This is a genomic window from Cronobacter sp. 153480017-3 (genome assembly GCF_053627815.1).
Genome location: NZ_JBSEYN010000006.1, coordinates 133,277 through 155,150, shown reverse-complemented (window position 1 = coordinate 155,150; position 21,874 = coordinate 133,277). Strand labels below are relative to the sequence as shown.

The window sequence follows — 21,874 nt, the reverse complement described above, 5'->3', positions numbered from 1 at the left end:
TATGGAAAAAGAGCAACTCATCGCTATCGCCAATACGGAAATGCCGTTTGGAAAATACAAAGGCCGCCGGCTTATCGACCTGCCGGAGGAGTACCTGCTGTGGTTTGCCCGTAAGGATGAATTTCCCGCTGGCAAACTCGGCGAGCTGATGGCGGTGACGCTGCTTATCAAATCAGAAGGGCTGGGCCACCTGGTTCAGCCGCTGAAAAAGCCCTGAAAAAACGGCGCGAACCTTCGCGCCGTGATTTTTCCTGCCATTCCACCATGGCCCTGTTACCGGCCGGTGAGAACGTGTTCTTATACGTAGATGTCAATCTGATGGTCGCCGGAAGCCTGCTTCACGGCTTCCAGCTGCTTGCTTTCCTGTTTTTTCTGCGCCTGTTCAGCCTGCTCACGCTGCAACTGAGCCAGCTGCGCCTGCAGCATTTTGATCTGGTTTTGAATAAGCTGCTGTTGTTTCTGCTTCTCTTCCGCGCTGCCTTCGCTGGTCGCGAGATCTTTAAGCTTGGTTGTGAGCTTAGTGATCTGCTGGGTCAGGCGGGCAATCTGCGACGCGATATCATTGCCGGTGGGCGCGCTGCTGCTGTTCGTCTGTACCGATGGGGTTGAAGCAGTAATGGTCGTCGACATCATGTTCTCCTTTTTTATAAGCCTGGAGAAGGTATCGGCACCGCAACGGGAAAACTGAGTGTTCAACGGATAAATCGTGGATAAAAGCGAAGCAGGGCGGGTGAATACGAAAAGAACGTGAGCGATGAGAATAACGCGCATAGCAAAAAGGCGCCTTTAGGGCGCCTTTTTACATTGGTGGGTCGTGCAGGATTCGAACCTGCGACCAATTGATTAAAAGTCAACTGCTCTACCAACTGAGCTAACGACCCGAAGTGGTGGGTGATGACGGGATCGAACCGCCGACCCCCTCCTTGTAAGGGAGGTGCTCTCCCAGCTGAGCTAATCACCCACTTCGGTACTTCTGTTACTAATGACAAGAAATTCGCTGGCGAGAAAGTGGTGGGTGATGACGGGATCGAACCGCCGACCCCCTCCTTGTAAGGGAGGTGCTCTCCCAGCTGAGCTAATCACCCACTTCTCATTTCTTATCTACACGGCGGGAACCACTTAGAGTGGTGGGTGATGACGGGATCGAACCGCCGACCCCCTCCTTGTAAGGGAGGTGCTCTCCCAGCTGAGCTAATCACCCCCGCTGTGTGGAGTCGCATTATAGGGAGAGTTGAAAATGAGTCAACGCCTTTTCCAAAGTTTTTGTTTGTTCGTCGTAAAATTAGACAGTGCGCTGATTTTATGGTCGTTAAGGTATGATTTCTCAACAGATAACGCCGGAAAATAAGGGGTGGAAGGTATCAACATTGAGGAATCAGCGCACGGTGGTAGAATATTGCCCACTTTGTCACTCCCTGGCATGTGCCGCTTAATGGCATTGTTTAACACTAAGGCCAATCAATGAAAATCAAAACCCGCTTCGCGCCAAGCCCGACCGGCTATCTGCACGTCGGTGGCGCCCGTACCGCTCTTTATTCCTGGCTTTTCGCCCGCAATCAGGGCGGCGAATTTGTGCTGCGTATCGAAGACACCGATCTTGAGCGCTCCACGCCGGAAGCCATCGAAGCCATTATGGATGGGATGAACTGGCTGAGCCTGGAGTGGGATGAAGGCCCGTATTTCCAGACCAAACGCTTCGATCGCTACAACGCGGTCATTGATGAAATGCTGGCGGCGGGTACGGCGTATAAATGCTATTGCTCGAAAGAGCGTCTGGAAGCGCTGCGCGAAGAGCAAATGGCGAAGGGTGAAAAGCCGCGTTACGACGGCCGCTGCCGTCACAGCCATGAGCATCACGCGGACGATGAGCCCTGCGTCGTGCGTTTTGCGAACCCGCAGGATGGCTCCGTCGTGTTTGACGATCAAATCCGCGGCCCGATTGAGTTCAGCAACCTTGAGCTTGACGATCTGATTATCCGTCGTACTGACGGCTCCCCGACCTACAACTTCTGTGTGGTGGTAGACGACTGGGATATGGAAATCACGCACGTGATCCGTGGCGAAGACCATATCAACAACACGCCGCGCCAGATCAACATTCTGAAAGCGCTGGGCGCGCCGGTACCGTTGTACGCGCACGTCTCTATGATCAACGGCGATGACGGCAAAAAACTCTCTAAACGTCACGGCGCGGTGAGCGTTATGCAGTATCGCGACGACGGCTACCTGCCGGAAGCGCTGCTGAACTATCTGGTGCGTCTGGGCTGGTCCCACGGCGATCAGGAGATCTTCTCTCGTGAAGAGATGATTAAATTCTTTACGCTTGACGCGGTCAGTAAATCGGCGAGCGCGTTCAATACCGATAAACTGCTGTGGCTGAACCACCACTATATTAATACGCTGGCACCGGAATATGTGGCGACGCATCTGCAGTGGCATATCGAGCAGGAAAATATCGATACCCGCAACGGTCCGCAGCTGGCGGAGCTGGTGAAACTGCTGGGTGAGCGCTGCAAAACCCTTAAAGAGATGGCGCAAACCTGCCGCTACTTCTACGAAGATTTCAGCGAGTTCGACGCCGATGCGGCGAAAAAACACCTGCGTCCGGTCGCGCGTCAGCCGCTGGAAGTGGTGCGCGATAAACTCGCGGCCCTGACCGACTGGACTGCCGAAAACGTGCACCACGCCATTCAGGCCACGGCTGATGAGCTGGAAGTGGGCATGGGTAAAGTCGGTATGCCGCTGCGCGTCGCTGTGACCGGGGCAGGGCAGTCGCCGGGCCTGGATGTGACAGTTCACGCGATTGGCAAATCCCGAAGCGTGGAACGTATCAATAAAGCGCTGGCGTTTATCGCCGAGCGCGAAAACCAGCAGTAATAAAAAAGCCGGCGCAGCCGGCTTTTACTTTTCGTCGCGAAGGCCGAGCCTTTTCACCAGGCCCGCCGCTCCTTCTTCGCTGATGAGTTCGCTCAGGCGCGCCTGCTCCTGTGGGCTCAGCATCTCCAGCGTGCGAATAAACTGTGCCATCATCTCGTTATCCCAGGTCACGTAGGGCGCAGGGGTCTCTTCAATGCGGTTATAAAGATGCGCGGAATAGCGCAGCTTATCGGTAGCAAGGAAATAGTCATACACCTGCTGCGTGATAAGAATTAACAGCGCGCCGCCTTTACGCCCTTTAAGCGGAATGCGCTTCCAGCCATACTTTCGCGCCCAGCGGCTGATGGCCTGGGCCGTGTAGCCTGACAGCTCGCCCAGTTCTCCCGCTGTCATCCAGCGTGTAAATTGGTTCATGCGTTAATCCGTATGGCGAATATCCAGACGCTGCAACAGTCCGGCGATGCCTTCGCGCAGCAGTAACGAGGTCAGCTGTTTTTGCTCTGACTGGCTCATCTCTCGCAATGAATTTAGCAGCAGATTTTCCAGCGGCGCGTCGACCGTGGCTGTGTAAGGGGCCACGTTGTCAGAGACGCGGCGGGCGCTGCGGATAAATGACAGCACCTCTTCATCAATATGAATAACGCGCGCTTTACCGCCCTGCACGCCTGGCTTCGGCGATGTATGCCAGCCTTCTCTACGCACCCACTTATTGATCGTCTGGCGGCTATATCCGGTATAGTGCGCCAGCTCGTCCGGGGTCATTCGATCCTTGACCATGACTAATCCTTACAAAATGTAAACCTGTTAGTAGTTAATCGTACAAGAACACAGTACATGAAACTGTGACGTGAATAACTACAGCGTATCGGGAGAACCGCGTTTTTGGAACCTTTTTGCTGCCTTTTTCGGCACTTGAAAGGCAAAGATGAATTTGGCGTTGACACTGTCCGGTGGAATTCTTATTATCCCGCCCGTCAACGCGACAAGGTGTTCCGACGGGGCTATAGCTCAGCTGGGAGAGCGCTTGCATGGCATGCAAGAGGTCAGCGGTTCGATCCCGCTTAGCTCCACCAAACCTACATCCCATCAGGTTTGGTCAGTAACACTAAAATCTCGTGGGGCTATAGCTCAGCTGGGAGAGCGCTTGCATGGCATGCAAGAGGTCAGCGGTTCGATCCCGCTTAGCTCCACCAAAATTGAAACCCTCGCTTAATAGCGGGGGTTTTTGCTTTCAGGGTCTTGCGCGCGGTTCGCCACTGACGGCTCGTGCTTTGTTCTCTGCCATTTCCTTGCCAGCCCGTCGAAAGGTTTTTATTATTAAAGTCTGTACGACACGCCGCCCTGATGCCTGAGAAGCTCCCTATGAATGCTCGCTACGGTTTGCGTAAGTCAGGCATCGCGTTATTGCTCTGCGTCCTGCTGTTGCCGCTAGCGCGCCTGTTATCTCCCAAAGCCATTGTCGATGGCGCGGGAATATATTTAACGTTTTTACCGCTAAGCCTGATGCTGGCGATGATTTATCTTTTCGGTCGCTATGCATTATTCCCTCTGGTCATCACTTTTTTATTTTTTTATGGCTGGTTTTTCCCGTTAAATAGCCAACAACTGCTGGCGTTTATCGCGAGTTTTTTATTACCGGTGATTCTGACTTGCGCTATTCTTCGCGCGTTAAAAGGCCCGCGCTGGCGCTTTGCGATCTCCCGTCACAGTACCGGGCTGCGGCTATTTCTGCCCGGTCTGTTAGCCCCTTGCCTGATAAAGTTTTTAATGGTGGTTTCAGGCTACTGGCTTGATTATCCAGAGGTTATTTCATCTTACTTTGGTGAAAGCACCTCGTTTTATAGTGTTGTCACCGTGCAGGGGTTAATGGCGGCCTCGGTCATTTTTGTCGATATTTTTTATTATCCCGTTCGTATGGCGTTAAGCCCGGCTTTTGCGCGGGCTTTCTGGCATCGTTGCGTTATTCCGCTGCTGGCACCTGAAAAGAAAGTGCTGGCCGCAGGGTGGTTTGCGGGCGTCTTCATTCTGCTGATACTCTTCCTGCTGCCCTTTAAACTTTTTTTAATTTCGATCTATACCCTTCCGGTCATCTTTGTTTTATTTACCGCTGGGATTTTCCTTATTGGTCCGGTGTTAATTACGCTGTTGTGGTCTTTTTCATTGTTATTATTACTGGGCAGCAGCAGCAACTTTTTACCGGCTGAAAAAAACGGCTTTTTACTGGCGTTTATGCTGTCTGGCTTTATTGCATTTACGGTTTCAATGCGTTTCATGACGGTCATTTTTAACAAGAGTGAATGGATGAAACGGCAGTACCGTATGCTCGCCTTGACCGACCCGCTTACCCGCCTGCCGAACCTGCGTGCGCTGGAGCGGCACCTGCAAGGCATCTCCGGGGGCGCGCTCTGCTGCCTGCGCGTCGCTAATCTTGAGTTTCTGAGCCGTCACTATGGCCTCATGATGCGCATTCAGTGCAAAAAAGAGGTCACGACGCTGCTGCTGCCCTGGCTTAACACCGGTGAGAAAGTCTTTCAGTTGCCCGACAGCGACCTGCTCATTTATCTGGCAGGCCCCGAGCCGCAGAGCCGGTTGCGCCACCTGGTGGATTTGCTGAACAGCAAACGCATCCAGTGGAATGGCGCACAGCTTGAACTCGACTATAGCGCCGCCTGGGCACCCGTGCCTCGGGCACAGACACCGGAAGAGCTCTACCGCACCATTGGGCAACTCAGTTATCTGGCAGAGGTTGCTGGCCCCGGCGATCCGGTCGTGGCGCTGGAGAGTCGCAGTCAGGGGCTTTCCGGGCAAACCAGCGAGCCGGTGCTTATGCTGCAGAAAGTCAAACAGGCGCTTTCAGAAGGGGGCGTTACGCTGTTTGCACAACCGATACAAAACGCACAAGGAGAGGGGTATGCCGAGATCCTGGCGCGCCTTGAGTGCGATGGCGAACTCATCATGCCCGCCAAATTTATTCCTCTTATCACCCGATTTAATCTCAGCGCGCGTTTCGATATGCAGGTGCTTGAGAAACTCCTTATTTACCTGCATACCCACCCGCAAACGCGCCCTGGCGCGCGCTTCTCCGTTAACCTGATGCCCTTAACGCTGGAACAGCAGGGCATCGCTCAACAGGCTATCGCACTGTTTGAGCGCTACCGGGTGCCCATCAGCGCGGTGATCCTGGAGGTAACAGAAGAGCAGGCACTCTCCGGCTCGGAAAACACCGTTCAAAATATTTCGCTGTTGCAGGCGCGAGGGTTTTGCATCGCCATTGATGATTTTGGGACCGGTTACGCTAACTTCGAGCGGCTTAAAAATTTACAGGCTGACATTATTAAAATCGACGGCTGTTTTATACGTAACGTGGTGAGCAATACCTTTGACGCGCTGGTGGTGAAATCGATTTGCGATCTGGCTAAGGCGCGTTCGCTGACTGTCGTGGCAGAGTTTGTGGAAACGCCTGCGCAGCGCGATCTGCTCTTCGCGCTCGGCGTGGAATATATTCAGGGCTATCTGCCGGGGCGGCCAGAACGGCTTGAGTGCGAGGCATAAAAAAACCGGGGCTTGCCCCGGTTTTTAAGTATCGTTTTGATTACAGCACGAGTGCGGCGATGGACGCAGAGAGCACGCTCACAAGCGTAGAGCCGTACACCAGCTTCAGGCCAAAGCGGGAAACCACATTGCCTTGTTCTTCGTTCAGGCCTTTGATAGCGCCAGCGATGATGCCGATAGAGGAGAAGTTAGCGAACGACACCAGGAATACCGACAGAATGCCTTCCGCGCGCGGAGAAATTGTGCCTGCCAGTTTCTGCAAATCCATCATCGCGACGAATTCATTGGAGACCAGTTTAGTCGCCATAATACTGCCGACCTGCAGCGCTTCGTTAGCCGGCACGCCCATCACCCAGGCAACCGGGTAGAAGATGTAGCCCAGAATACCCTGGAAGGAGATGCCCAGCACTGCGGCGAACAGCGCGTTCAGACCAGAAATCAGCGCGATAAAGCCAATCAGCATCGCGGCTACGATAATCGCCACTTTGAAACCTGCCAGAATGTACTCGCCCAGCATTTCGAAGAAGCTCTGCCCTTCATGCAGGTTAGACATCTGCAAATCTTCTTCATTCTCAACGCGGTACGGGTTGATGATGGAGAGGACGATAAAGGTACTGAACATATTCAGGATCAGCGCCGCCACCACGTACTGCGGTTTCAGCATGGTCATGTACGCGCCGACGATAGACATGGACACCGTGGACATCGCAGTTGCGGCCATGGTGTACATACGGTTGCGTGACATTTTGCCGAGAATATCCTTATAGGCGATAAAGTTTTCTGATTGTCCCAGAATCAGCGAGCTTACCGCGTTAAAGGATTCCAGTTTACCCATACCGTTCACTTTAGAGAGAACCGTACCGATAGCCCGGATAACAATCGGCAGTACGCGAATGTGTTGCAGAATACCGATTAACGCAGAGATAAAAACGATAGGGCAAAGCACTTTCAGGAAGAAGAATGCCAGACCTTCATCGTTCATTTTGCCGAAGACAAAGTTTGTCCCTTCATTAGCAAAGCCGAGCAGTTTTTCAAACATATCGGCAAAGCCTTTAACAAAGCCCAGGCCAATATTTGAATTAAGGAAGAACCAGGCCAGCAGCACTTCAATCACCAGCAGCAGGCCAATATAAGGCAGACGAATTTTTTTGCGGTCATGACTGACCAGCAAAGCAAGCAGCGCTACAACGGCGAGCGCCAAAACGAAATGAAGAACGCGGGACATATTTGCTCCAAATATGAGGCAGGTTTAATTTCCGTGCACATTCTATGCAACAACCATTTAGAAAACGAGATCTGCAACACACTATAGTTACGTCATGTGACCAAACGCTAAAAGAGTGATCAAACATACAAAAATGTTATGTTGCGTAAAGCAGTGAAAGGTTATCTTTTGCTGCTACACTTTTAACATACGTGGGCGCACGGCAAAGAATTTTCCGCGTATTCCTCGATCTTAACCCACCTTTCATTGATTTCAGCTATCAGAGCCATTAAGGATTGTCCGGTTTAATGAACTTGATAATCATTCTCATTTTGGTAGCATGAAACATAGCAAAGGCTATATTTCAGAGGCAGAGCATGAACCACACTCGCGTTGAGCAAAATCGTGGCCGTACAGCGCGGAAGTTAAGGCTGGCGCTGATGGGGCCAGCTTTCATCGCTGCCATTGGCTATATCGATCCGGGTAACTTTGCGACCAATATTCAGGCAGGCGCGAGCTTTGGCTATCAGCTGTTGTGGGTCGTCGTCTGGGCGAACCTGATGGCGATGCTGATTCAGGTACTCTCGGCCAAGCTTGGCATCGCGACGGGCAAAAATCTCGCCGAGCAAATTCGCGATCACTATCCGCGCCCGGTTGTCTGGTTTTACTGGGTGCAGGCGGAGATCATCGCGATGGCGACCGATCTCGCGGAATTTATTGGCGCGGCGATAGGCTTTAAACTCATTCTTGGCGTATCGCTTCTGCAGGGCGCGGTACTGACGGGTATCGCCACGTTTCTGATCCTGATGCTGCAAAAGCGCGGGCAAAAGCCGCTTGAGAAAGTCATCGGCGGGCTGCTGCTGTTTGTGGCGGCGGCCTATATCGTCGAGCTCTTCTTCTCACAGCCGAAACTGGCGGAGCTCGGCAAAGGGATGCTGATCCCAAGCCTGCCGACGTCCGAAGCGGTGTTCCTGGCCGCAGGCGTGCTGGGGGCGACCATCATGCCGCACGTTATCTATCTGCACTCGTCGCTCACGCAAAACCTGCATGACGGCTCGCGCAAAGAGCGCTACTCGGCGACCAAATGGGACGTGGCGATCGCCATGACCATCGCCGGTTTTGTGAATCTGGCGATGATGGCGACCGCGGCGGCGGCGTTTCACTTTAGCGGCCACACCAAAGTGGCGGAGCTTGATCAGGCGTATCTGACGCTCGAACCGCTACTGAGCCACGCGGCGGCGACCATTTTTGGGTTAAGTCTGGTAGCGGCGGGTCTCTCTTCCACAGTGGTGGGCACGCTGGCAGGCCAGGTAGTGATGCAGGGGTTTGTACGCTTCAGTATTCCGCTCTGGGTGCGTCGCGCGGTCACCATGGCGCCGTCGTTTATCGTTATTCTGATGGGGCTTGATCCGACGCGTATTCTGGTGATGAGCCAGGTGCTGCTGAGCTTTGGTATCGCGCTGGCGCTGGTGCCGCTGCTGTTCTTTACCAGCAATAAAGCGCTGATGGGCGAGCTGGTCAACACGCCGTGGGTGAAACGTACCGGGTGGGCGATTGTCGTGCTGGTGGTGGCGCTGAATATCTGGCTGCTGGTGGGCACGGCGCTTGGGTTATAGCGACGTAAAAGACGTAAAAAAGGCAGGCGCTAAGCCTGCCTTTTTTGTGATGTAGCGTGTGAAATCAGTGGTGATGCCCATGTCCGCGGCCATGTTTACCCCAGCCGCGACGGTCGTCGCGATCGTTCCAGCCTTCACGATAGCCGCGTTCATACGCCCGGCGGTCATCCCAGCCGCGATGTTTATCCCATCCGCGGTGCAGGCCATTGTCATGACGCCACCAGCGGTCGCCGCGCCACTCATAATGGTTACGCCAGTAGTCGCGGTCGCGCCAGCGGCCGCCGTCCCAGTAGTTACCGTAATTGTCGCGATCGCCAATTTGTAATTTGATGGATGGCAACAGGGTGATTTCACCAGCGCTGGCGATAAGCGGCGCGGTGCCCGCCAGTAACGCTGCTGCAAGAATCAGTGACCTGAACATACTTATCTCCTTCACGATCGGGGCCGTAGTGGCCTGTTGCAGTAATATTACGGACCTGTAAATCCCTGCAGCATCGCTCCGACTCTGAAAACAGGTATGACCGCACTTTTTGCTAAAGCAGCGTTACCTGATGCACTATGCGATTATCGCCTCGATCGCCTGCCGCTCTTCGGCGGAAAAGCCCCGGTTTGCCAGCATTCCCACCGCATCGTCTATCTGGCTGGTCTTGCTGGCGCCAATCAACACTGACGTCACTTTCTCATCGCGCAGCACCCAGGCGAGCGCCATCTGTGACAGTTTCTGCCCGCGCCGTAGGGCGAGATCGTTCAGCTTGCGCACTTTATCGAGTTTCTCAGGCGTGATCTGATCCGGGTTCAGGAAACGGCTGCCGCTGGCGGCGCGCGAATCTGCCGGAATGCCGTTCAGGTAACGGTCCGTCAGTTGCCCGCCAGCCAGCGGCGAGAAGGCGATACTGCCGACGCCTTTTTCCTGCAAGAGATCCAACAGGCCATCCTCTACCCAGCGCTCAAACATCGAATATTTGGGTTGATGGATAATGCACGGCGTGCCGAGCTGCGCCAGCAGATCGATAGCCTCGCGCGCGCGGTCCGCCGGGTAGTTAGAGATGCCGACATACAGCGCTTTACCCTGACGCACGATATGGTCCAGCGCGCGCATAGTTTCTTCGAGCGGCGTCTCCGGGTCCGGGCGGTGGTGATAGAAAATATCGACATATTCAAGGCCCATGCGCTTCAGGCTCTGGTCGAGGCTCGAAATCAGGTATTTGCGCGAGCCCCAGTCGCCGTAAGGGCCGTCCCACATCGTGTAACCCGCTTTGGTGGAGATGATCAGCTCGTCACGGTACGGCAGAAAATCCTCTTTCAGGAGGCGACCAAAATGGCTTTCGGCGGAGCCCGGCGGCGGCCCGTAATTATTGGCGAGATCAAAATGGGTAATGCCGAGATCAAACGACCGGCGCAGCAACTGGCGGCTGGTCTCGACCAGCGTGGCGTCGCCAAAGTTATGCCACAGGCCGAGAGAAATGGCCGGGAGCTTCAGGCCGCTGCGTCCGCAACGGCGGTATTCCATAGTGGCGTAGCGCGCCGGATCTGCCTGATAAACCATGCTTCTTCACCTCTGTATGTGGTTACTGCACTGTGAAATTATCGAATTGAGTGACTCACCCGTACCGCAAGTGTATACGTTTACACTCAACGCGAAAGCTGACAGCCTACACGCCCGACGCGCGTAAATCTTGCTTGCCACCGCTTTTTGCTGCCGCATTCTGGACAGCGATCACACTTCATTAATACTCACTACAGGTCCCTGAAAAAGGATGGCAAAAATGCCAGTTCACTATTGTATTGCCGATTATCTGTTGGATCGTCTGGCAGGATGTGGTGTTAAGCACCTGTTTGGCGTACCTGGAGATTACAATCTGCTGTTCCTCGATAACGTCATTGCCCACCCGCGTATTACCTGGGTCGGCTGCGCGAATGAGCTTAACAGCGCTTATGCCGCCGACGGGTACGCCCGCTGTAACGGCATCGGCGCGCTGCTGACGACCTATGGCGTCGGCGAACTCAGCGCGCTCAACGCCATTGCCGGTAGTTACGCTGAGGCGGTGCCGGTGCTGCATATCGTCGGCGCGCCGTGTCAGTCGGCGCAGTGCAAGGGCGAAGTGCTGCACCACACGCTGGGCGATGGCGATTTCCATCACTTTATGCGCATCGCCCGCGAAGTGACCGCAGCCCAGGGCTGGCTCACGCCCGCGAACGCCTGTAGCGAAATCGACAGGGTAATAGCGGAAATGCTGCGTACCCGTCGACCCGGTTATCTGGTGCTGCCCACCGATGTGGCAAGCGCGCCGGCGGTTGCGCCTGTAAACGCTATCACCGTGCCACGCCCGCAGGGCGACGACGCGCAGCTGGCCGCATTTCGTGAGGCGGCGCAGGCGCGGTTCGCCAGCGCCGGACGCGTGGCGTTGCTGGCGGATTTTCTGGCCCAGCGCTTCGGCGTGCAAAACGCGCTGCATCAGTGGCTGGACGACACGCCGATGCCGCACAGTTCGTTGCTGATGGGCAAAGGTGTGCTGGATGAAACCAAACCCGGTTTCACCGGGACCTACAGCGGCGCGGCGAGCGATCCGGCGGTCTGTCAGGCCATTGAAGAGGCGGATCTCGTTATCTGCGTTGGCGTGCAGTTCGCCGATACGATCACCGCCGGGTTTACCCAGCGTCTTACGCGCGATCAGACCATCGACATCCAGCCCTGGGCGACGCGTGTAGGCGACCGCTGGTTCAGCGGGATCGCGATGGATCAGGCGGTAGCGATTCTGCATGACATCGCCAGACGCCACAGTGCGCGCCTGCCGCCGCCGGACGTTGCGCCGCCTGTAGCCAAACCCACCACCGCAGGCGCGCTTAACCAGCAAAACTTCTGGCCGCTGATTGAGACGTTTTTACAGCCGGGCGACATCATCGCCGTCGATCAGGGCACCGCCGCGTTTGGTGCCGCCGCGCTGCGTCTGCCCGCTGGCTGTGATTTTCTGGTGCAGCCGCTCTGGGGCTCAATAGGCTACGCCTTGCCTGCTGCGTTCGGTGCGCAGACGGCCTGCCCGAACCGCCGCGTGGTGCTGATCACCGGTGATGGCGCGGCGCAGCTCTCTATCCAGGAAATGGGCTCTATGCTGCGCGATGGTCAGGCGCCGGTGGTTATCGTGCTCAATAACGACGGCTACACGGTGGAGCGTGCCATCCACGGCGCGACGCAGCGTTATAACGACATCGCTCCGTGGCAGTGGACGAAACTGCCGCACGCGCTGCATGCCGACAGCCAGGCGCAAAGCTGGCGCGTCAGCGACGCGGCGCAACTCAAAGAGGTGCTGGAGCGTCTCTCGCGGCCCGAGCGGTTGTCGTTAATTGAGGTGATGCTGCCGCGCGACGATGTGCCGCCGCTGCTCGACGCCGTCAGCCGTGCGCTGGAGGCCCGCAACGGCGCGCAGGACGAATAAGCGCCTTTCGGTACAGAAGATGCTGAAACGTTCAAGGTAATCTGTGATGTAAGTCTCTAAACGCGGGGCACTTATGCTATGGTCATTGTTGTTCAGGCGCCGTGAATTTAGAGTGTGCCAAGATTATTTTGTATTTAGCGGAGCAGCAACAGAATGACCAAATATGCTTTGGTGGGAGACGTAGGCGGCACCAACGCACGCTTAGCGCTGTGCGACGTAGACAGCGGCGAGATTCTCAAGGCGAAAACCTATTCCGGCCTTGATTATCCGAGCCTGGAAGCGGTGGTGCGGGTGTATCTGGAAGAGCATAACGCCACGGTGACGGATGGCTGTATCGCCATCGCGTGCCCGATTACCGGCGACTGGGTGGCGATGACCAACCACGTCTGGGCGTTTTCTGTCGCCGAAATGAAAAAGAATCTCGGCTTCGATCATCTGGAAATTATTAACGATTTCACCGCCGTTTCTATGGCGATCCCGATGCTCAAAACCGACCATCTGATCCAGTTTGGCGGCGGCGAACCGCAGCCCAATAAACCGATCGCCGTTTATGGCGCGGGCACCGGGCTTGGCGTGGCGCACCTCGTGCATGTGGATAAACGCTGGGTCAGCCTGCCGGGCGAGGGCGGTCACGTCGATTTCGCGCCGAACAGCGAAGAAGAAGCAATTATTCTTGAACAGCTGCGCGCCGAAGTCGGGCACGTCTCCGCCGAGCGCGTGCTCTCAGGGCCGGGGCTTGTGAATCTTTACCGCGCGATTGTCAAAGCCGATGGCCGTCTGCCGGATAATTTGCGTCCGAAAGACATCACCGAACGCGCGCTGGATGACAGCTGCACCGATTGCCGTCGCGCGCTGTCGCTCTTTTGCGTCATCATGGGCCGTTTCGGCGGCAACCTGGCGCTGACGCTCGGCACTTTCGGCGGCGTCTATATCGCAGGCGGTATCGTGCCGCGCTTCCTGGATTTCTTCACCTCCAGCGGTTTCCGCGGCGGGTTTGAAGATAAAGGCCGCTTTAAATCTTATGTGCAGGATATTCCGGTCTATCTGATTGTTCACGACCAGCCGGGGCTGCTCGGCGCGGGCGCGCATCTGCGCCAGACGCTCGGACAGACCCTCTGAGAAAAAGGCGCCGCGCGGCGCCTTTTCTTTTTCCCTCACAGCCGCATCAGCTGGCGGAATGCTTTAACCCGGCTGCGGCTCACCGGCACCTGAAAATCGAGATCGCGCAGGCGCAGCACGTAAGTGTTGTTAAACCACGGCTCAATCTCACGGATTTTATTGAGGTTCACGCAGTAGGAGCGGTGGCAGCGGAAGAAATGCGCCTCCGGCAGACGGCTGCAAAACTCAGTGATATTCATCGGCATCACATACGCTTCTTTGCGCGTATAGACGAACGTCATCTTCTCGTGCGCTTCGGCATAATAGATATCGTTAATATCGGTGACGATAATCCGCTCATCCTTGATGAGATTAATGGTCGCGTTCTCTCGCCCGGCGGGAGCGGCGGCGTGCGGCGCGCTCTGCTGCGCAAAGGCGGCTTCCAGCTTTTGCAGCATGCCGATAATGCGCGACTCTTGATACGGTTTCAGAATGTAGTCAAAAGCTTCCAGTTCGAACGCTTCTACCGCGTGCTCTTTCCAGGCGGTGATAAATACGATAAACGGCTTGCGGGCGAATTTACTGATGTTCTGCGCCAGCAATACGCCGTCCAGCGACGGAATATTAATATCGAGAAAATGGCGTCCACATCGTGCTGCTGCAGATATTTCAGCACATCCAGCCCGTCTTCGAACGTGGCGACCACGTCCATCTGGCTGTGCGTTTTAATCAGCCAGTTCAGCTCCTGCTGCGCGAGGACTTCATCCTCAACGATAATGACTTTCATCGCATTCTCTCTCTACAACAGCATTGCAGCGTCAGGTCGCGGCGGTTGATTGGGCACGTAAAACGCAATCTCGGTGCCTGGCTCCAGACGGCGAATGTGCAGCCCTTCGCCATATAACAGCTTCACGCGGTGATGCACGTTAATCAGCCCGATTTTATTGACCGGCATCTCGTTGGTATCCAACTGTTCGATAATGTGTGGGGCGATGCCGTGGCCGGTGTCGCGCACCGCGATCCGCACCCGGCTGCCGCTTTGCGCAATGCTAATCGTCACCACGCCTTTGCCGCGGCACGGCTGGATGCCATGCACAATAGCGTTCTCCACCAGCGGCTGAATAAGCAGGCTGGCGACGCGGCAGTTCACTTCGTCGTCGATATCGTAAATCACGGTCAGCTTGTCGCCAAAGCGCGCCTGCTCAATCGCGATGTAATCCTTAATCTGGTACAGCTCCTTTTTGATATCAATCTGCTCGTCGTCGTTCAGTTCAATGTTGTAGCGCAGGTAGCGCGAGAGATTAAAAATCAGCTGGCGCGCGGTGTCCGGGTTCAGGCGTATGGAAGATGAGATCGCGTTCAGCGCGTTAAACAGAAAATGCGGGTTGATTTTGCTCTGCAGCGCGCGCAGCTCCGCTTTGTTCGCCATCTCGCGTAACTGCTCGGCGCGCGACACTTCAAGCTGTGTGGAGATAATCTGCGACAGGCCAATGGCCATCTCCTGTAGCGACGAGGTGATTTGATGCGCGTGGCAGTAGTAGATTTTCAGCGTTCCGGTGACGACGCCTTTCTCCCACAGCGGGATCACCAGCATGGAGTGAATCTCCGGCGTGCGGTGGGCTTCGTCATTATTTTTAATGATGATTTTACCGTAACGGAGAGCCTGCTGCGTGGTGGGGCTTAGCGCGTCGCTGTTATCCTGATAGTTATGCTCGCCGACGCCGACATAGGCCTGCACCTTTTCAGTATTGGTGATGGCGACCGCGTCGGCGTTGATATCGCGGCGGATAATGTCGCACACCTGGCGCAGGGATTCGCTGTTCACATGGCGAAACAGCGGCAGCGTTTTGTTGGCGATATCCAGCGCCAGTTTGGCCTGACGCGCGGCGCTGGCCTCTTTCTCGCCCTCGACGCTTCGCACCAGCAGCACAATTAATCCAATCGATACCGTCCCTAAAATCATCGGCACGCCAATTTTCGAGACGATATCCAGCCCGAGCGCCGTGGTCGGCGCCCAGACCACCACCAGAATCATGGTCAGCGTTTCGCACAGCATGCCGCCGAGAATACCGGCGCGCCAGTGCTGCGCTTTCGGCACCCGGCGGCTGATAAAGCCGGAGATCACACCCGCGACGATGCTGGTGATAAAACAGGGAATGGCGGTGATGCCGCCGATATCAATCAGGTAACGGTGCAGCCCGGCGATAATGCCGGTAATGATGCCGACCCACGGGCCGAAAAGAATACCGCCGGACATCACGGCGATAATGCGCACGTTCACCAGCGAGCCTTCCACCGGCACGCCGGACCACGTACTGAACAGCGCGAACATCGAAAAGATCGCGGTGACCGCCAGCAACTCTTTCGGCGTGTGGGCGCTCTTATGCAGCAGCTCGCGGAACAGCCGCAGGCGAATCAGGAAAAAGAGGCAAATCAGCATTAGCGCCGCGCGGTCGAAGACCGCCAGCAGCATGTCGAAAATCTCGTGCACGGAAAACCCGAAGTCTGGCAGGAAAGCGCACATGATAGAAAACCTGACGGCCCTTGACCAGCCGCCAGGTGTTGCCGGTTATGCGCCTTTGAGCTGTTCGCGTCCGGCAGGGGTCAGATCCGCTTCGGTGGCGCGTCCGCTGAAATCGATTTCGAAATCATCCGGCGCGAAGTCCGGCGGCGAACGGCCTTCCACAAACGCCGGCCACTGGCGCTTCAGGTAGGCGTCGTTCTTCTCACACCACGGCGCGGCGGCGATATACATCACGTTGCTGTCAAACTCGCCCTGATGCTCGTTTTCCACGGCGTGAATAACGTCGCAGTGCCAGAAGACAGTATCGCCCGGCTCCATATCGGGAATTGAGGAAATCCCGGTCAGTAAAAGGGGATGCCAGCGTTCGTTAATGGATAACGCGCGGCCAGGCTTCGCCTCGCACAGTGAATCCTCCGGCACATCGTCCTGCAACGCGCGCAGCAGGATATACGCCATCGCGTTGGCCACCGGCAGTAGCGTCAGCGTACCGCCGTGCTTGCGCTGCTCGGAGAGCGCCGTCCAGCCCTGAAAGGTGCGGAACATCGAGCAGACGGCAGGTGAGGGGATCTCCCGCGCCTCGACGCGGCCCTCGGCTTCAAACGGGTTGTAGCGCTGCCACTCGCCGCTAAAGACGTGACGGTAAACGTGACGGAAATTTTCATCAAGCCAGCGCTCCACCGAGCCGCCATCCACATGCGGCGACAGGCCAAGCGACGACGAGCGCGGCGGTCGGCGGCGGGTGCGGTCGGCGTACGTCACCACGCGATTCGGGTCGAAATGCTGTTTGCCGTGGCTCTCCGTCTGCCAGAGATTATTGAGAAACACCTGCGCGGCTTTCATACGCTCGTGCTGGCGCGCCTCCACCTGCGGCTTCGACCAGTAAATGCCGTAAATTTGCGGCTTACTGTCGGCAAGCGTGCCGAAATAGTTATCTTCCGCCGCGTTCTTAAGCTTTTCGACAAAATCGTTTCGTTCCAGGTAATCGCCAATCTCCTGGTTCCAGGCGCGCGCCTGGTTTTCCGGGAAGACGCCTTTAATCACGCAGCAGCCGCGCTCGCGGATGCGGGCTTTCTGCGCGTCGCTGATGCGGCCATTAAGGATGTCGTCGGCATGGATCTGCGGCACCGGGCTTTCGCCGCGCGCGGTTTCGCTTTTGATGGTGACAATCTGGCGCGCGATATCGGCTTCCAGTTCGGCAAACACGGCCTGATAGTTCGGCAGCGCCGCACGTAGCTGCTGTTTTATCTCGCGGATAGCGGCGGGAAGATCGGGAATGTGCAGGGTCATAGCGTGTACTCCGGCAATCGGGAACAGGGGTTATTGTTTTGTTGCGTCGAAGTTAATATAGCTACGCCTCATCAAATAAAATAGGGTTAACTTTCAAATGAAAGTTCCCGTTTTTTGTTCCGTAAATTATTTTTGCGATTGCCTCTCGACAGCAGAAAATTTTCCAGGCTATGTTCTTAAAGCCGCATCAGCGGCAGCGTCGCTCGGACGGTCCGGGCGCTTACGTCACATCGAGGAACCTATGGCTGACTTCAGTCCCAAACGCCGTTTTTCGCGTATCGAACGCCTTCCCCCTTACGTTTTTAACATCACTGCTGAGCTGAAAATGGCTGCGCGTCGGCGCGGCGAAGATATTATCGATTTCAGCATGGGCAACCCGGACGGCCCCACGCCGCCGCATATCGTTGAAAAACTCTGCACCGTGGCCCAGCGCCCGGATACGCACGGTTACTCCACCTCCCGCGGCATTCCGCGCCTGCGCCGCGCCATTTCGCGCTGGTATCAGGAGCGCTACGAGGTGGAGATCGACCCGGAAACCGAAGCCATCGTCACCATCGGGTCGAAAGAGGGGCTGGCGCACCTGATGCTCGCCACGCTCGATCACGGCGACACGGTGCTGGTGCCGAACCCAAGCTACCCGATCCACATCTACGGCGCGGTGATTGCCGGCGCGCAGGTGCGTTCGGTGCCGCTGGTGGAGGGCGTGGATTTCTTCAACGAGCTGGAGCGGGCGATCCGCGAAAGCTACCCGAAGCCGAAAATGATGATTTTAGGCTTCCCCTCGAACCCGACGGCGCAGTGCGTGGAGCTGGAGTTTTTCGAGAAAGTCGTGGCGCTGGCGAAGCGCTATGACGTGCTGGTGGTACACGATCTTGCTTACGCCGATATCGTCTATGACGGCTGGAAAGCGCCGTCCATCATGCAGGTGCCGGGCGCACGCGATGTCGCCGTGGAGTTCTTCACGCTCTCGAAAAGCTACAACATGGCGGGTTGGCGCATCGGCTTTATGGTCGGCAATCAGGAGCTCGTCAGCGCGCTGGCGCGCATCAAAAGCTACCACGACTACGGCACCTTTACGCCGCTCCAGGTGGCGGCCATCGCAGCGCTGGAAGGCGATCAGCAGTGCGTGCGCGATATCGCTGAGCAGTATAAACGCCGCCGCGACGTGCTGGTGAAAGGGCTGCACGAGGCGGGCTGGATGGTCGAATGCCCGAAAGCCTCGATGTATGTCTGGGCGAAAATCCCGGAGCCTTACGCGGCGATGGGCTCGCTGGAATTTGCCAAAAAGCTGCTGCAGGACGCGAAAGTCTGCGTGTCGCCGGGGATTGGTTTTGGCGACTACGGCGACACCCACGTGCGTTTCGCGCTGATTGAAAACCGCGATCGCATTCGCCAGGCGGTGCGCGGCATTAAAGCGATGTTTCGCGCTGACGGGCTGTTACCGGCAAGCGCGAAGAGCGCCGCGGCGCAGGACGCCGAATAAAAAAACAGGAGCCAGTGGCTCCTGTTTCTTTTTACTCAGGTGTTTTACTAAATCATCAGGGCAAACGTGCCGGCCCACAACAGTAAAATCACCGATACGCCCATAAAGAAATATTTCACGTTACATCGCTCCGCATGTCTTAAAACACGCCTGAATCAATACGCAAGGTCACAGTATACAAAGTTGACGCCGCAGCCGAATCACTTTGGGACTATTCCCCAATCCGGCTGCCACTCTCTAAAATCGTGCGCGTCAAATGACGTCAGCGGGCGCTAATGTAATCCTTTATTTCAGAGGTGACAAGCGACACGCGGGCTCGTTAAAAGAATTTTTTTCATACTGCTTTTTTCCTTAAAAAACAATTAAAAAGAAATTAATTACGGGGCGTAACTCCCGCTTCCAGGCGCTTGCCAGCAGCTTCGCTGACTGCCATTCTGGAAGGGGTAAAAAAACAGGAGCAGCAATGAAAATCAGCAAGGCAAATGCGGAACATTATCTGTGGGGCGGTGACTGCGATGGCTGGCATCTGGTCAAAAACCAAAACCTTAGCGTTATCCATGAGCGGATACCCGTCGGGCGGGCGGAACAGCGCCACTATCACGAGCAGTCGCGCCAGTGCTTTTTTGTGCTGAGCGGCGTGCTGACAATGGCGCTGAACGGCGAGCGCGTGACGCTTACGCCTGGCGAGGCGATAGAAATTCCGCCGCTGGCACCGCACCAGGCGCGTAACGACGGGCATGAGGCGGTGGAATTTCTGGTTATCTCCCAGCCGACCACGCGGGGTGACCGGGTGGATCTCACAACCAGCCCGAACGCTTAAGCTTCCAGTAAAGCAAATAACAGACGGCAATGGTGCCGCCGATGGTCACCGGATAGCCGAACGCCGAGCGTATCTCCGGCATATTTTCAAAGTTCATGCCGTACATGCTGAAGATGACCGTCGGCACCACCAGGATCGCCCCCCAGCCTGCGAGCTTTTTCACCACCTCGTTTTGCTGCACCGTCACCAGCGCCAGATTCACATGCATGGCGCTGGTCAGCATTTCACGCATATCCTCGGCATCCATCACCACGTGATGCGCGTGATCCTGCACGTCGCGCAGGTAAGGGCGCAGCGTTTTCGGCACGATATCTTCATGCAGGCGAATCAACTGGTTGCAGATTTCATCCACCGGCAGCGCGGCGTTACGGATAGCCAGCAACTGACGGCGCAGCGTATAAACCTGCTGCACGGCCTGTTTGTCAAACTCGGTGCGGAACATCGTGTTTTCCATCTCGCCGATGCGGCTGGTGAGCGACGAGGTGATTTCCAGATAGTTATCGACGATAAAATCGAGCAGGCAGTAGAGCGCGTAGCCCGGCCCGATGGCCAGCATGTCGGGCTTTTCCTCGGCGCGGGCGCGAATGGGCGCATAGCTTTCGGAGGCACCGTGGCGCACCGTTATCAGAAAGTTTTTGCCGATAAACAGATGCGTTTCGCCAAATTCAATCTGCTCCTGGCGGTTCATCCACGCGGTTTTCACCACCATAAACAGCGATTCGCCATACTGTTCGATTTTAGGGCGCTGATGGGCGGTGAGCGCATCTTCGATGGCGAGTTCGTGCAGGCCGAACTCCTGCTGGATGATATGCATAAACGGCGCGTCGGGCTGCCACAACCCCAGCCAGATAAAGGCGTCAGGATCTTCAATCGCTTCGCTGATATCTTCGAGGTTAATCACTTCCGGCTTTTTGTCGCGCCGGTACACCATACTGTTAACAATCATTTTCTCATCCCTGGCGGTACGCTTATCGGGTAACTATAAACACCGCGCGTGCCGTCTTCCTCTTTTTCGCGTCAATTCAGGCGATTCTGGCGCTCAGAACATCTCCACCAGGCGGCGCACCGACGGCGAGCGCTCAAACTTACGCCAGGCCAGCGCGATATCGGTTTTTAGCATCTGATCGCTTAACCGGTGAAACGTCACCTCCGGGTGCCCGATGCACTGCATCGACACAGGCACCAGCGCGAAGCCAAACCCGGCCGCCACCATGCTGAGTGAGGAAGAGAGCTGCGACGCCTGCTGGCTGTCGGCAGGCGCAAGCCCCGCGCGCAGGCAGGCGTTAAACACCAGTTCATAGAGCCCCGGCGCCACTTCATGCGGGAAGAGAACCAGCGGTGTGCCGACCAGCTCGCTCAGCGCCACTTCATCGCGCTCGCTCAGAGGATGACTGCGGTGCAGCGCGGCCACCATTGGCTCCACGTCAATCAGACGCAGGTTAAACGCTTTGCTGCTCTCGCACGGCAGGCGGACAAACGCGGCGTCCAGCAATCCTTCCTGCAAATCGTGCATCAGCGAGGCCATATTGGCCTCCTGTTGCAGCAACGTAATCGCCGGATAGCGGTGCTGAAATTCATGCAGCAGGGAGAAAATACGCGGATGAAAAGCATTAGAACTGCTGATACCGACCGACAGCGTGCCGTTGACGCCGCGCGCGATGCCGCGGGTTTTCTCCAGCGCCGCGTCGCTAAGCGCCAGTATCTGGCACGCGTCCTGATAAAAGGCCTCGCCGGCCTCGGTAAGTTCCACGCCGCGCGTCAGGCGACGCAGCAGCGGCGTGCCCACTTCGCGCTCAAGGCGCTGGATCTGCTGACTGAGCGGCGGCTGAGATATACCCAGTAATTCAGCGGCACGGGTGAAGTGTCGCGTCTGGGCTACCGCCACGAAATAACGCAAATATCGAAGTTCCATATCAAATACGACTCAAACCGGGATGCTTTCTATATTGGAACCCTGCGCTGAATCGCGTCAACATTTG

General features: G+C 56.1%; 20 protein-coding genes, 6 tRNA genes and 1 pseudogene. 10 read left to right on the top strand and 17 right to left on the bottom strand.

Annotated features, from left to right (window positions below):
* The first annotated feature begins 1 nt into the window (after nt 1).
* Entirely contained in the window at nt 2–217 is a 216-nt protein-coding gene (locus tag ACUW6V_RS14710) for a DUF3820 family protein (RefSeq protein WP_007700262.1), read from the top strand.
* Between the two features lie 80 nt (nt 218–297).
* Here ACUW6V_RS14710 and ACUW6V_RS14705 read toward each other — a convergent pair whose 3' ends face one another.
* The 5 genes from ACUW6V_RS14705 to ACUW6V_RS14685 form a co-directional block, all read right to left on the bottom strand.
* A complete protein-coding gene (locus ACUW6V_RS14705) occupies nt 298–630 on the bottom strand; it encodes a FlxA-like family protein (RefSeq protein WP_014728353.1) in 333 nt (110 codons plus the stop codon).
* Nucleotides 631–805: 175 nt separating this feature from the next.
* A tRNA-Lys gene (locus ACUW6V_RS14700) sits at nt 806–881 on the bottom strand.
* A 4-nt stretch (nt 882–885) separates the two neighbouring features.
* A tRNA-Val gene (locus ACUW6V_RS14695) sits at nt 886–961 on the bottom strand.
* Between the two features lie 48 nt (nt 962–1,009).
* Nucleotides 1,010–1,085: transfer RNA gene (locus ACUW6V_RS14690), tRNA-Val, on the bottom strand.
* A 40-nt stretch (nt 1,086–1,125) separates the two neighbouring features.
* Nucleotides 1,126–1,201: transfer RNA gene (locus ACUW6V_RS14685), tRNA-Val, on the bottom strand.
* 260 nt (nt 1,202–1,461) lie between these two features.
* Between ACUW6V_RS14685 and gltX the strand changes: the two genes are divergently transcribed.
* Nucleotides 1,462–2,877, top strand: a complete 1,416-nt coding sequence (gene gltX, locus ACUW6V_RS14680) for a glutamate--tRNA ligase (protein WP_014728354.1) — start codon at nt 1,462–1,464, stop codon at nt 2,875–2,877.
* A 24-nt stretch (nt 2,878–2,901) separates the two neighbouring features.
* Here the strand turns inward: gltX and ACUW6V_RS14675 are convergent, their stop codons facing one another.
* Nucleotides 2,902–3,291, bottom strand: a complete 390-nt coding sequence (locus ACUW6V_RS14675) for a YfeC-like transcriptional regulator (protein WP_004388523.1) — start codon at nt 3,289–3,291, stop codon at nt 2,902–2,904.
* Between the two features lie 3 nt (nt 3,292–3,294).
* The gene (locus ACUW6V_RS14670) at nt 3,295–3,654 is read right to left on the bottom strand and encodes a YfeC-like transcriptional regulator (RefSeq protein WP_004388524.1); all 360 of its coding nucleotides are present in this window, start codon (nt 3,652–3,654) and stop codon (nt 3,295–3,297) included.
* A gap of 220 nt (nt 3,655–3,874) precedes the next feature.
* On the opposite strand from ACUW6V_RS14670, the gene ACUW6V_RS14665 reads away from it, so the two are divergent.
* From ACUW6V_RS14665 to ACUW6V_RS14655, 3 genes are all read left to right on the top strand, one after another.
* Nucleotides 3,875–3,950 (top strand) — tRNA-Ala (locus ACUW6V_RS14665).
* A gap of 44 nt (nt 3,951–3,994) precedes the next feature.
* Nucleotides 3,995–4,070 (top strand) — tRNA-Ala (locus tag ACUW6V_RS14660).
* A gap of 169 nt (nt 4,071–4,239) precedes the next feature.
* A complete protein-coding gene (locus ACUW6V_RS14655) occupies nt 4,240–6,429 on the top strand; it encodes a sensor domain-containing phosphodiesterase (RefSeq protein WP_104671279.1) in 2,190 nt (729 codons plus the stop codon).
* A 40-nt stretch (nt 6,430–6,469) separates the two neighbouring features.
* On the opposite strand, the gene ACUW6V_RS14650 is transcribed toward ACUW6V_RS14655, so the two are convergent.
* On the bottom strand, nt 6,470–7,654 hold the full coding sequence (locus tag ACUW6V_RS14650) for a NupC/NupG family nucleoside CNT transporter (RefSeq protein ID WP_012124105.1): 1,185 nt from the start codon (nt 7,652–7,654) through the stop codon (nt 6,470–6,472).
* Between the two features lie 356 nt (nt 7,655–8,010).
* On the opposite strand from ACUW6V_RS14650, the gene ACUW6V_RS14645 reads away from it, so the two are divergent.
* Nucleotides 8,011–9,249 carry an Nramp family divalent metal transporter gene (locus tag ACUW6V_RS14645; protein WP_004388527.1) on the top strand — a complete coding sequence of 413 codons (1,239 nt, stop codon included), beginning with the start codon at nt 8,011–8,013 and terminating at the stop codon, nt 9,247–9,249.
* Between the two features lie 64 nt (nt 9,250–9,313).
* Here the strand turns inward: ACUW6V_RS14645 and ACUW6V_RS14640 are convergent, their stop codons facing one another.
* A complete protein-coding gene (locus ACUW6V_RS14640) occupies nt 9,314–9,670 on the bottom strand; it encodes a DUF2502 domain-containing protein (RefSeq protein WP_004388528.1) in 357 nt (118 codons plus the stop codon).
* Between the two features lie 135 nt (nt 9,671–9,805).
* Nucleotides 9,806–10,795, bottom strand: coding sequence for an L-glyceraldehyde 3-phosphate reductase (mgrA, locus tag ACUW6V_RS14635; RefSeq protein ID WP_087599434.1), 990 nt, complete (start codon nt 10,793–10,795; stop codon nt 9,806–9,808).
* Between the two features lie 220 nt (nt 10,796–11,015).
* Here mgrA and ACUW6V_RS14630 point away from each other — a divergent pair, with 220 nt between their 5' ends.
* Both ACUW6V_RS14630 and glk read left to right on the top strand, forming a co-directional pair.
* Nucleotides 11,016–12,683 (top strand): alpha-keto acid decarboxylase family protein, encoded by a 1,668-nt coding sequence (locus tag ACUW6V_RS14630; RefSeq protein ID WP_454038531.1) that lies wholly within the window; start codon nt 11,016–11,018, stop codon nt 12,681–12,683.
* Nucleotides 12,684–12,836: 153 nt separating this feature from the next.
* A complete protein-coding gene (glk, locus tag ACUW6V_RS14625; protein WP_454038530.1) occupies nt 12,837–13,802 on the top strand; it encodes a glucokinase in 966 nt (321 codons plus the stop codon).
* A gap of 35 nt (nt 13,803–13,837) precedes the next feature.
* On the opposite strand, the gene ACUW6V_RS14620 is transcribed toward glk, so the two are convergent.
* From ACUW6V_RS14620 to ACUW6V_RS14605, 4 genes and pseudogenes are all read right to left on the bottom strand, one after another.
* Nucleotides 13,838–14,083: a LytTR family DNA-binding domain-containing protein gene (locus tag ACUW6V_RS14620; RefSeq protein ID WP_454038572.1), complete on the bottom strand. Its 246-nt coding sequence runs from the start codon at nt 14,081–14,083 to the stop codon at nt 13,838–13,840.
* A 210-nt stretch (nt 14,084–14,293) separates the two neighbouring features.
* A pseudogene (locus ACUW6V_RS14615) lies at nt 14,294–14,568 on the bottom strand (response regulator); the annotation flags it as partial.
* Nucleotides 14,569–14,580: 12 nt separating this feature from the next.
* Nucleotides 14,581–16,272 (bottom strand): LytS/YhcK type 5TM receptor domain-containing protein, encoded by a 1,692-nt coding sequence (locus tag ACUW6V_RS14610; RefSeq protein WP_454038571.1) that lies wholly within the window; start codon nt 16,270–16,272, stop codon nt 14,581–14,583.
* A gap of 78 nt (nt 16,273–16,350) precedes the next feature.
* A complete protein-coding gene (locus tag ACUW6V_RS14605; protein WP_454038529.1) occupies nt 16,351–17,592 on the bottom strand; it encodes a DUF1479 domain-containing protein in 1,242 nt (413 codons plus the stop codon).
* 241 nt (nt 17,593–17,833) lie between these two features.
* Here ACUW6V_RS14605 and alaC point away from each other — a divergent pair, with 241 nt between their 5' ends.
* Nucleotides 17,834–19,075 (top strand): alanine transaminase, encoded by a 1,242-nt coding sequence (gene alaC, locus ACUW6V_RS14600; RefSeq protein WP_004388535.1) that lies wholly within the window; start codon nt 17,834–17,836, stop codon nt 19,073–19,075.
* A gap of 47 nt (nt 19,076–19,122) precedes the next feature.
* Here the strand turns inward: alaC and ypdK are convergent, their stop codons facing one another.
* Nucleotides 19,123–19,179: a membrane protein YpdK gene (gene ypdK / locus ACUW6V_RS14595; RefSeq protein WP_097566156.1), complete on the bottom strand. Its 57-nt coding sequence runs from the start codon at nt 19,177–19,179 to the stop codon at nt 19,123–19,125.
* Between the two features lie 359 nt (nt 19,180–19,538).
* On the opposite strand from ypdK, the gene ACUW6V_RS14590 reads away from it, so the two are divergent.
* A complete protein-coding gene (locus ACUW6V_RS14590; protein WP_454038528.1) occupies nt 19,539–19,895 on the top strand; it encodes a cupin domain-containing protein in 357 nt (118 codons plus the stop codon).
* Here the strand turns inward: ACUW6V_RS14590 and ACUW6V_RS14585 are convergent.
* Complete coding sequence (locus ACUW6V_RS14585) at nt 19,873–20,841, bottom strand: magnesium and cobalt transport protein CorA (RefSeq protein ID WP_004388537.1); 969 nt, start codon at nt 20,839–20,841, stop codon at nt 19,873–19,875. The genes ACUW6V_RS14590 and ACUW6V_RS14585 overlap by 23 nt on opposite strands.
* Nucleotides 20,842–20,934: 93 nt before the next feature.
* On the bottom strand, nt 20,935–21,807 hold the full coding sequence (locus ACUW6V_RS14580) for a LysR family transcriptional regulator (protein ID WP_069682872.1): 873 nt from the start codon (nt 21,805–21,807) through the stop codon (nt 20,935–20,937).
* Nucleotides 21,808–21,874 lie beyond the last annotated feature (67 nt).